5 protein-coding genes are annotated in these 8,261 nt (G+C 73.7%); all 5 read left to right on the forward strand.

What is annotated here, in order from left to right; all coding sequences use genetic code 11:
* Positions 1-99 precede the first annotated feature (99 nt).
* The 5 genes from ABD207_RS12215 to ABD207_RS12235 all read left to right on the forward strand — a co-directional run bounded on the left by ABD207_RS12215 (position 100) and on the right by ABD207_RS12235 (position 7,942).
* Positions 100-1,428, forward strand: coding sequence for a DegT/DnrJ/EryC1/StrS family aminotransferase (locus ABD207_RS12215; RefSeq protein ID WP_344012424.1), 1,329 nt, complete (start codon positions 100-102; stop codon positions 1,426-1,428).
* Positions 1,421-4,285: a lipopolysaccharide biosynthesis protein gene (locus ABD207_RS12220; RefSeq protein WP_344012425.1), complete on the forward strand. Its 2,865-nt coding sequence runs from the start codon at positions 1,421-1,423 to the stop codon at positions 4,283-4,285. The genes ABD207_RS12215 and ABD207_RS12220 overlap by 8 nt, the downstream gene beginning before the upstream one ends.
* A 212-nt stretch (positions 4,286-4,497) precedes the next feature.
* Positions 4,498-6,303, forward strand: a complete 1,806-nt coding sequence (locus ABD207_RS12225; protein WP_344012427.1) for a glycosyltransferase — start codon at positions 4,498-4,500, stop codon at positions 6,301-6,303.
* Positions 6,300-6,740 carry a hypothetical protein gene (locus ABD207_RS12230; RefSeq protein ID WP_344012429.1) on the forward strand — a complete coding sequence of 147 codons (441 nt, stop codon included), beginning with the start codon at positions 6,300-6,302 and terminating at the stop codon, positions 6,738-6,740. The genes ABD207_RS12225 and ABD207_RS12230 overlap by 4 nt, the downstream gene beginning before the upstream one ends.
* A gap of 170 nt (positions 6,741-6,910) precedes the next feature.
* The gene (locus ABD207_RS12235; protein WP_344012431.1) at positions 6,911-7,942 is read left to right on the forward strand and encodes a glycosyl hydrolase; all 1,032 of its coding nucleotides are present in this window, start codon (positions 6,911-6,913) and stop codon (positions 7,940-7,942) included.
* Positions 7,943-8,261: the final 319 nt, after the last annotated feature.

Below are 8,261 nucleotides of genomic sequence, written 5' to 3' on the forward strand. Positions count from 1 at the left end.
GGCGGTTCCGAAGGCACACCAGGGGGGCGGATGGCCATCGGTGAGGCCCGTCCGGGCCCGGCTGGTGCTGGCTCGCGGCCGAACAGGCTGGCAGAGACCATGCGCGGCCGGCTCGGCAGGGAATGCGTGTACGTGCCGTCATGCAGGTTCGGGCTGTTCGTGGCGTTGCGCCACTGGTGCCCGCCTGGCGGCCGGGTGCTGATGTCGCCGGTCAACGACGACGTCATCTTCTTCGTGGTGCTCGCGGCCGGACTGCGCCCGGTGCAGGCACCGTTGAACCCGCTGGACGCGTCCATCGACATCGATGCGGTGCCCGAGGCGGTGTGGGGTTCGCTGTCGGCCGTGCTGACCACCAATCTGTACGGCAATCCGGACCCGGCGCCGCGACTGCGGGAGCGCTGCGACGCGCTGGGCATCCCGCTGTTCGAGGACGGGGCGCACGCCATCGGCAGCGAGGTCGGCGGACGCCCGGTCGGAGCGTGGGGCGACGCCTCCGTGTTCAGCCTGTCCAAGCACGTCCATGCGCAGGCGGGAGGCATCCTCGCGTTCGCCGACCCGGACCGCTCCGCCGCCCTGCGGGCCGCCTGCGCGGATCTGCTCGCCCCGCGCCGCACCACCGCCGAACTCGCCTACCTGGTACGCCCCTACGCCGAGGCCGCCGTGCGGCGGCTGGGGCTGCGCCGGGCCGCCTGGGCCACCCTGCGGCTGCTGGGCCTGGCCGAACGCGAGGACATCCGGATGCCGCTGCGGCCCCGGGAGCTGGCCGGCGCGGCCGAGGCGGCCCCGGATCTGGACGCCTACGACCCGTGGGTGCGCGTCGACATGCACGACTACCGGCTGACCTCCGGCGCCCTGCGGCTGCGGCGGATCGAACGCCGGCTGGGGCGGCTGGACCAGGTGCTGGACGCGGCCCGCGAGGGCACGCGGCTGCTGCTGTCCACGCGGTGGGCGCTGCCGCGCGAGGGCAGCTCGGTCCAGCCGCTGTTCCGGGTGCCGCTGTTCGTGGCGGACCGGGACGCGGCGGCGGCCGCGCTGGCGCGGCACGGCATCGTCGTCGGCTACCTCTACGACCCGCCGCTGGACGACTACGCGGGCAAGGAGTTCACCGACCCCTCGCCCGAGCCGGAGGCCGCCCGCTGGTTCGCCCGGCACGCGCTGCCGGTGGACCCGCTGCGGGCGCGGGAGGCGATCGAGGCGCTGGAGCGGGCCGGAGTGCCGCCCGCCGAGCCGCCGGAGCATCTCATCCGCGAGCCCGGCGGCTCACCACCGGACGAGAAGAAGGTCCGGAAGCAGAACAAGGACGTCCAGAGCAACGAGGACAACGAGGATAACGAGGGCAACGAGGGCAACGAGGGCAACGGGGACATCCAGCGCAACGAGGGCAAGGAGAACGCGACCACGAGGGAGCTGGGACCGTCCCGTGGCTGAGACCCAGGTGCACGAGCGGGCCGCGGTGCGCGACACCGGCGGCGGACACCCGCCTGCCGGGAGCGGATCCGGCTCGGACTCCCTGTTCAAGAACGCCTACTTCCTCATGCTCAGCACCGGCGTCTCCGCGGTGCTCGGCCTCGGCTTCTGGCTGGTGGCCGCCCGCTACTACTCGGAGGACGCCGTCGGCCAGGGATCGGCCGCGATCGCCGCGATGCGGCTGCTGGCCAGCATCACGGCGACCACGATGATCGGCGCGGTGGTCCGCTTCGTGCCGCGCGCCGGCCGCGAGACCGCCCGCCTCGTGTGGGGCGTGTACGGGGCGAGTTCCCTGGTCGTCGCCCTGGCCGCCGGGGTGTTCCTGCTGACCCTCGACCAGTGGGGCGCCTCCTACGCACCGCTCGGCACCCCGCTCGCGGGCGCGCTGTTCGTCGCGGCGTGCGTGGCCTGGGCGCTGCTCACGCTGCAGGACGGGGTGCTGACGGGGCTGCGCAAGGCGGAGTGGGTGCCGGCCGGGAACGCGGTGTTCTCCGTCGGGAAGCTCGTGCTGCTGGTGGTGTTCGCCGGCGCGATGCCGGTGCTCGGCATCTTCGTCTCCTGGGCCGTGGCGATCGCCTTCTCCACGATCCCGCTCGGCTGGCTGATCTTCCGCCGTCTGATCCCACGTCAGGCCGCCGCCGACCGCGACCGGGAGCCGCCCCGGCTGCGCGACATGGGCCGGTTCCTCGCCGGGGACTCGCTGGGTGCGCTGTTCAGCCTGGCGATGATCAACCTGCTTCCGGTGATGGTCGCCGTCCGCTTCAGCTCCGCGGAGAACGGCTACTTCTACGTGGCCTACACCGTCGGCGGCACGATGGAGTTCATGGCCATCAACATGGCCTCCTCCCTCACCGCCCACGCCTCGCACGACCCGCGCCAGCTCGCCGACGGAGTGCACGGGGCGCTGCGCCGCATGACGCTGCTGCTGGTGCCGGTGGTGGGGGCCTTGGTGCTGTTCGCACCGCAGATCCTCACGCCGTTCAGCCCCGACTACGCCGAGCACGGTTCGACGGTGCTGCGGCTGCTCGCGCTCGGCGCGCTGCCCAGGGTCGTGGTGGAGCTGTACATCGGCGTGCTGCGCGTGCAGGGGCGCACGGGAGTGCTGGCCGGCCTGCAGGGGGCCATGTGCGTCCTGGTGCTGGGCAGCGCGGCGGTGCTGTTCACCCCGGCGGGGATCGCGGGCGCCGGCTGGGCGGTGCTGATCAGCATGACGCTGGTCGCCGTCGTCTCGGTGTTCGGCCTGCGCTCGGCGCTGCGCGCCCGCCCCGGTGAGCTGCCTGTCGCCGCGGGGGCCTCCTCGACCGGCGACGGCACCTACGGCACCCGCTGGGCCAAGCTCAACGCCACCGCCGGATATGGCACCGGCTGGGCCCGCCGGGCCGCGTACGAGGAGGACACCGAGGACACGGTCACGCTGATCATCGGCCACCCCGGCTACGAGCGCGAGGCCCTGCACTCGGACACCGTGGCGTTCATCGTGCGGCCCTCGGCATCGGCCGGGCGGGGAACGGACGACGACGCCCCTGCACTCGGTGGGCAGGAGAAGAGCAAGCCCGGGGCTGCCAGCTCGGCGGCGGACGGGGGCGCGGACGGGGCGGACGGCACCGGTGAACGCCCGGAGCTTGCCGACGACGTACCGAGGGATGAGGCCGGCGAGGCAGCCGGCGCGTCTGCTGAGCCGGACGCCGACCAGCAGGACGGGAGAGCCGCGCCTGAGGAGCCAGGCAAGAACGACGAGCCCGTGGAGAACGAGGAACCCGACGAGGACGACGAGCCACGCCCCCCGCGCGGGGCGGAACAGCCTGCCGAGGACGCCCGGCCCGGCGCGCGGGACGAGACGCTGGCCCTCAGGGACGCCCGCCCCGCACTCCGCGCCGGCGTGCAGGAGCCCGAGCACCCTCGTTCCCCCTGGGACGTCGTCCTGCCATCCGCCCCCGCCGCCGGCAGTCCCGCCGGAGCACCACCCGACGACCCGTCAGTCGCGCCCGTGCCGGAGCGGCGAGGCAACACCGAGGCCGGCAGCCCACCGTGGGCCGGGCGGCAGGGGCCCGTCGGCCCGCAGCCGGGCACCCCGCTCCCACCACTCGTCGGCGCCCCCACCCATCGCCCCGGCAGCGCACACCCCGCAGCGCCCGTGCCGCCGCCCGCCGAGGACCCCGACCGCCCGCTGAAGGGTCTCCTGTGGGCCCTCATCGGCCTCGCCACCCTCGTCTTCTGGTGGTCCGTGCGGGATCTTCCGTGGCTTCGAGGCGGCGGTGACGCGGAGTTGGCCGGGCGTGAGCTGCTGGAGGGGATGCCGCTGCCGGCCCTGAGCGCCGGGGCGGTGCTGCTGCTCGTGTTCGTCGCCTCGGTCACCCTGTGCACCCGGGCCGACGCCCTGCTCACCGGCGCCGCACTGGGCTCCGCCCTGCTCGCCCTGCACGCCGCACCCGCCGCCCTCGGCCGGGAACCGGCGCCGCTGGACGGTGCGTTGTACGAGAGGACGGCCGGCTCCCTCGCCGAGGCTCTCGGCCTGGACGGGCCCGGAACGCTGCTGCGCTGGGCGCCGCTCCTCTGCACACTGCTGTGCCTCGTCCCACTGTGGCTGCTGCTCGCCGGCGCGGGCGGGCGGCTGTCGTGGCCGGGGCGCTGGGGGGTTCTGTATCTGATCGCGGTGGGCGGCTGGGTCTGGCGGGACGAGCTCGCGCCGCACACCCCGCTGCTGCTCGCCTTCCTCACCGTGCTCGTCCTGCTCCTGCCGCTCGGCCGCGCCGCCGGGAGAGCCGTGGCGGGAGCCCTGCCGGACCGCCGGCGACCGAACGAACGATCCAGGGACTGATCAAGCGTCAAGAGCCGAATCAGCAGGGGGGAACCACCGTGCGTCCGCCAACCACTCCACGCGAGAGATCCACGCCTGAACCCGCGCCCGAACCTGCGCCCGAACCCCCGCCGGACCGTGCGGCGTCGCCGGTCGTCCCCGGCGGGTCCGCCACGACGAGCACGGACCGGACACCTCCGTCCGCGGAGCCGTCCAGCCCGGCCCCCGAGCCCGTGACGGACCTGTCCGACCTGCCGCCCGCCTGGACCTGGCGCCGCGCCCGCGCCGCCTGGCCCGCGCTGGTGCTGCTGCTCGCGCTCGCCCTGTGGGCGTACGCGGTACGGCAGACGGATGTGTCGCGGCTCGACGACTTCGGGCTCGTCACCGCGCTCCACCCCAGCTTCTGGGCCGGTCTCGCCATGCTCACCGCGGGCTTCTGGCTCACCGTGCGCGATCCGGAGCGTTCCCGCGTCTGGCCGGCCGCGTATGTGCTGGGGCTGCTGGTGATGGAACGGGCCACCCAGGCCGTGCTCTACCCGACGCCCCTGTACGCGTGGGCGTGGAAGCACGACGGCGTCGTCGAGCACCTGCTGACGGCCGGCGAACTGCAGGGCGCCGACCAGGTGGGCGACATGGCGGTGTACGACCAGTGGCCGGGCTTCTTCGCCGCGCAGGCGGCGCTGGTGCGGCTCCTTGGCGTGGACTCGGCCGCGATGTACATGGCCTGGTGGCCGCTGGTCTCCAGCCTGATGCTGCTGCTGCCGCTGCTGCTGATCTACCGCACCTTCACCGAGGACCGGCGGCTGATCTGGACCGCGGTGTGGCTGTTCTACGTGGCCAACTGGGTGGGGCAGGACTACTTCTCGCCGCAGTCGGTGGCGTTCGCCCTGCACCTCGGGGTCCTCGCCGTGGTGCTGCGCCGCTACGGCCGCGCCGGCGGAGCCGGCGACCGGCGCGGGCAGGCGCTGTGGACGGCGGCGATCGCCGTGATGGCGGTGACCGCCGTCATCTCCCACCAGCTCACCCCCGCCATGCTGGCCGCCACCCTGCTGGTGCTGTGCCTGCTGCGCCGCTACCGGGACTGGGTGCCGCTGGTCACCGTGGTGAGCATCTTCCTGGCCTGGTGTCTGACGGCCGCGCTGCCCTTCCTGTCCGCCGCGCTGCCGGAGATGCTGCGCTCCGTCGGTGACGTGGGCGCCAATGTGTCCACCGGCTACGGCACCACCCCGACCGGCACCGGAGCGGTGGCGACCTCGTGGGCGGCGCGGCTGCTGTCCGGCTCGGTGCTGCTGCTCGGGGCGGCGGGCGTGTGGCGGCAACGGGTGCTGCGGCACCGGGCGCTGCCGCTGCTGCTGATCGCGGTGGCGCCGCTGCCGATGCTCGTGGCGAACAGCTACGGCAGCGAAATGATCTTCCGGGTGCTGATGTTCATGCTGCCCGGGGTGGCGTTCTTCGCCGCGGCGGCGCTGCTGCCGAAGGTGCGCACCCTGGCCGGCGAGGCCCGCGAGCAGGAGACCGTACGCGCCGCCGCGCCGCGGCGGCGGGCCCTGGTGGTGGGCGGTCCGCTGGTCGCGCTGCTGGCGCTCACCCTGGCGTTCGTGCCGAGCTACTCGGGCAAGGACCGGATCAACTACTTCCCGCCCGAGGAGGTGGAGCTGGTCCAGCGGGTGTTCGACGAGGCCACCGAGGGCTCCCTGGTCGTCGCCGCCAACCGCAACTACCCGCTGGCGTACGCCTCGTACGGCAGCGTCGACCACTACTGGTTCCTGGAGGACGACCGGCGGCACGTCGACGCGATCGTCGAGGACCCGGCCGCCACGCTCGCCCGCGACATGCGGGGCGTGGAGCGTCCCGGCCGCGCCTACTTCCTGTTCACCCAGGGCCAGGTGGCCAACTCGGAGATGAACGGACAGCTCGACGGGGCGCAGCTGGAGCGCATACGGAAGTCGGTGGCCGGCTCGCCGCGGTTCCGGCTGGTGGCCGAGAACAGCGCCGGAAGCGTCTACCAACTGCGTCAGGAAGGAGGTGCGGCGCGATGACCCCGCAGGAACTGGTGGTGCGGATGCTGCCGCCGTTCGGCGGCTGGCTGGCGCTCGCCGCGCTCGCCCTGCCCGGCGGATCGCCGCTGCGCGGCGCCGCGGTCGCTGTCTTCCTGGCGACGGGGCCGGGCGCTGCCCTGGTGGGACTCTGCGCGCCCGCGCTGCGGGTGCGGCCCGCGCAGGGCCCCGTGGAGCGGCGTGACCCCGGCTTCGCCCGCCGCTCCGATCTGCTGGAGCGGCTGATGCTGATCGTCTTCGTCAGCGTCGGCGCGGTGATGATCGTGGCGACCGTCCTGTTCGCCACCCACACCTTCACCGCGCAGCGGGTGCTGCTCGCCCTCACCGTGCTCACCACGCTCGCCGCGTTCTGCCCGCGGCTGCGGGCCTCGCCGCCGACGCCGAGTACGCCCAGGACAGGAAAGGGTTCCGCTCTGTGAGGTTTGCTCGTCCCTTTCGCTCCTTGCGTCCCTTTCGGTCTTTCAGGTCTCTCCGGTTTCTCGGGCGTGACGCCGAAGGCCGGCACCGCAGGACGGACGCCGAGGACGCACCGGCCCTGCCGAAGGGGCCGGCGTCCCGGCGCCGGCGGCTGCTGATCACCTCCGTCGCGGTGGCCGGCGCGGTCCTGGCCGGCGCACTGGTGGTGCGGGAGGCCTCGGGGCCCTCCGGGTCCGGACCGGAGCCGTCCGCGATGGGCGAGGGGTGCCGGCCCACCGAGCTGCTGGAACCGCCGTGCGGGGCCTGGTTCGGCGCGTTCGTCCCGCACGAACGCGCCGACCTGGAGGAGAAGGTGACGGCCTACGAGAAGCGGGTGGGCCGCAAGCTCGACATCGTGTACACGTACCACGACATGTCCCTGCCCCGGGGCAGCCGCCGGGAGGGGCAGTTGCTCACCCAGGAGGAGCAGCGCGTCGGCGAGGACCGCATGCTGCTGCTGTCCTGGGAGAGCAAGCGGTGGGGCGGCAGCAGGAAGCAGCAGCCCACGTGGAAGCAGATCGCCGACGGCGAGCTCGACGCGTCCGTCATCGACGTCCAGGCCCGCCGCATCAAGGCGTACGGCGACCGCACCGGAAGGAAGGTCTTCCTCTCCTTCGACCTGGAGATGGACACCCGCACCCCGGACAACGGCACCCCCGCCGAGTACGTGGATGCCTACCGGCACATCCACGACCGGTTCCGCGAGCTGGGCGCCGACAACGTGGTGTGGACGTGGATCATCACCGGATACCTCGGCCACGCCGAGCTGTTCCGGCAGATGTACCCGGGGGATGCCTACGTCGACTGGATCGGCTACAACCAGTACAACTACTTCCGCTGCCACAACACCGGCTGGCAGAGCTTCGCCCGGACCCAGACGGCCACCCACGCCTGGATCCGCGAGAACATCTCCGACCGCAAACCGCTGATGCTCTCCGAGTTCGGCACGGCCAACGACACGTCCCGTCCCGAACGGCAGGCCGAGTGGTACGCCGAGGTGCCGGGGGTGCTGAAGCGGCTCGACGGGGTCAAGGCGGCCCTGCAGTGGAACTACCGCGACCCCGGCCCGCACTGCAATCTCGCCCTGGCCAACGACGAGGCCTGGGACAGCCTGCGCAAGGCGGCCGCCGACCCGTACCTCAACCAGCCGCATCCTGCGGAGTGACTGGGCGGGTCGGGCCCAGGGCCGGGGCCCGCCCCCCTGGCCGGGCCGGGGGCCCGACTCGAATCGAACCGCCGCTAACCGCGCGCCGCTAACCGCGCGCCGTCGGCCGTGCGCCGCCGGCCGGCGGCCAGGCCGTACGCCGCTGGGCCGCTGCCGGCGGTTCGCCGCGCGCTGCCGGCTGGAGCGCCGTCGGCCGGGTGTCAACGGAGCGCCGCTCGTCGGCAGCGATGGTGCTCCACCATCCCGCCTCTAACGGTTTACCGCGCGCCGTCAACCGCTCGCTGCCGGGGCTCGACCCGCCGCCCAACCGTGGCGGCCA

This window comes from Streptomyces thermospinosisporus (assembly GCF_039526425.1).
Classification (GTDB): domain Bacteria; phylum Actinomycetota; class Actinomycetes; order Streptomycetales; family Streptomycetaceae; genus Streptomyces; species Streptomyces thermocarboxydovorans.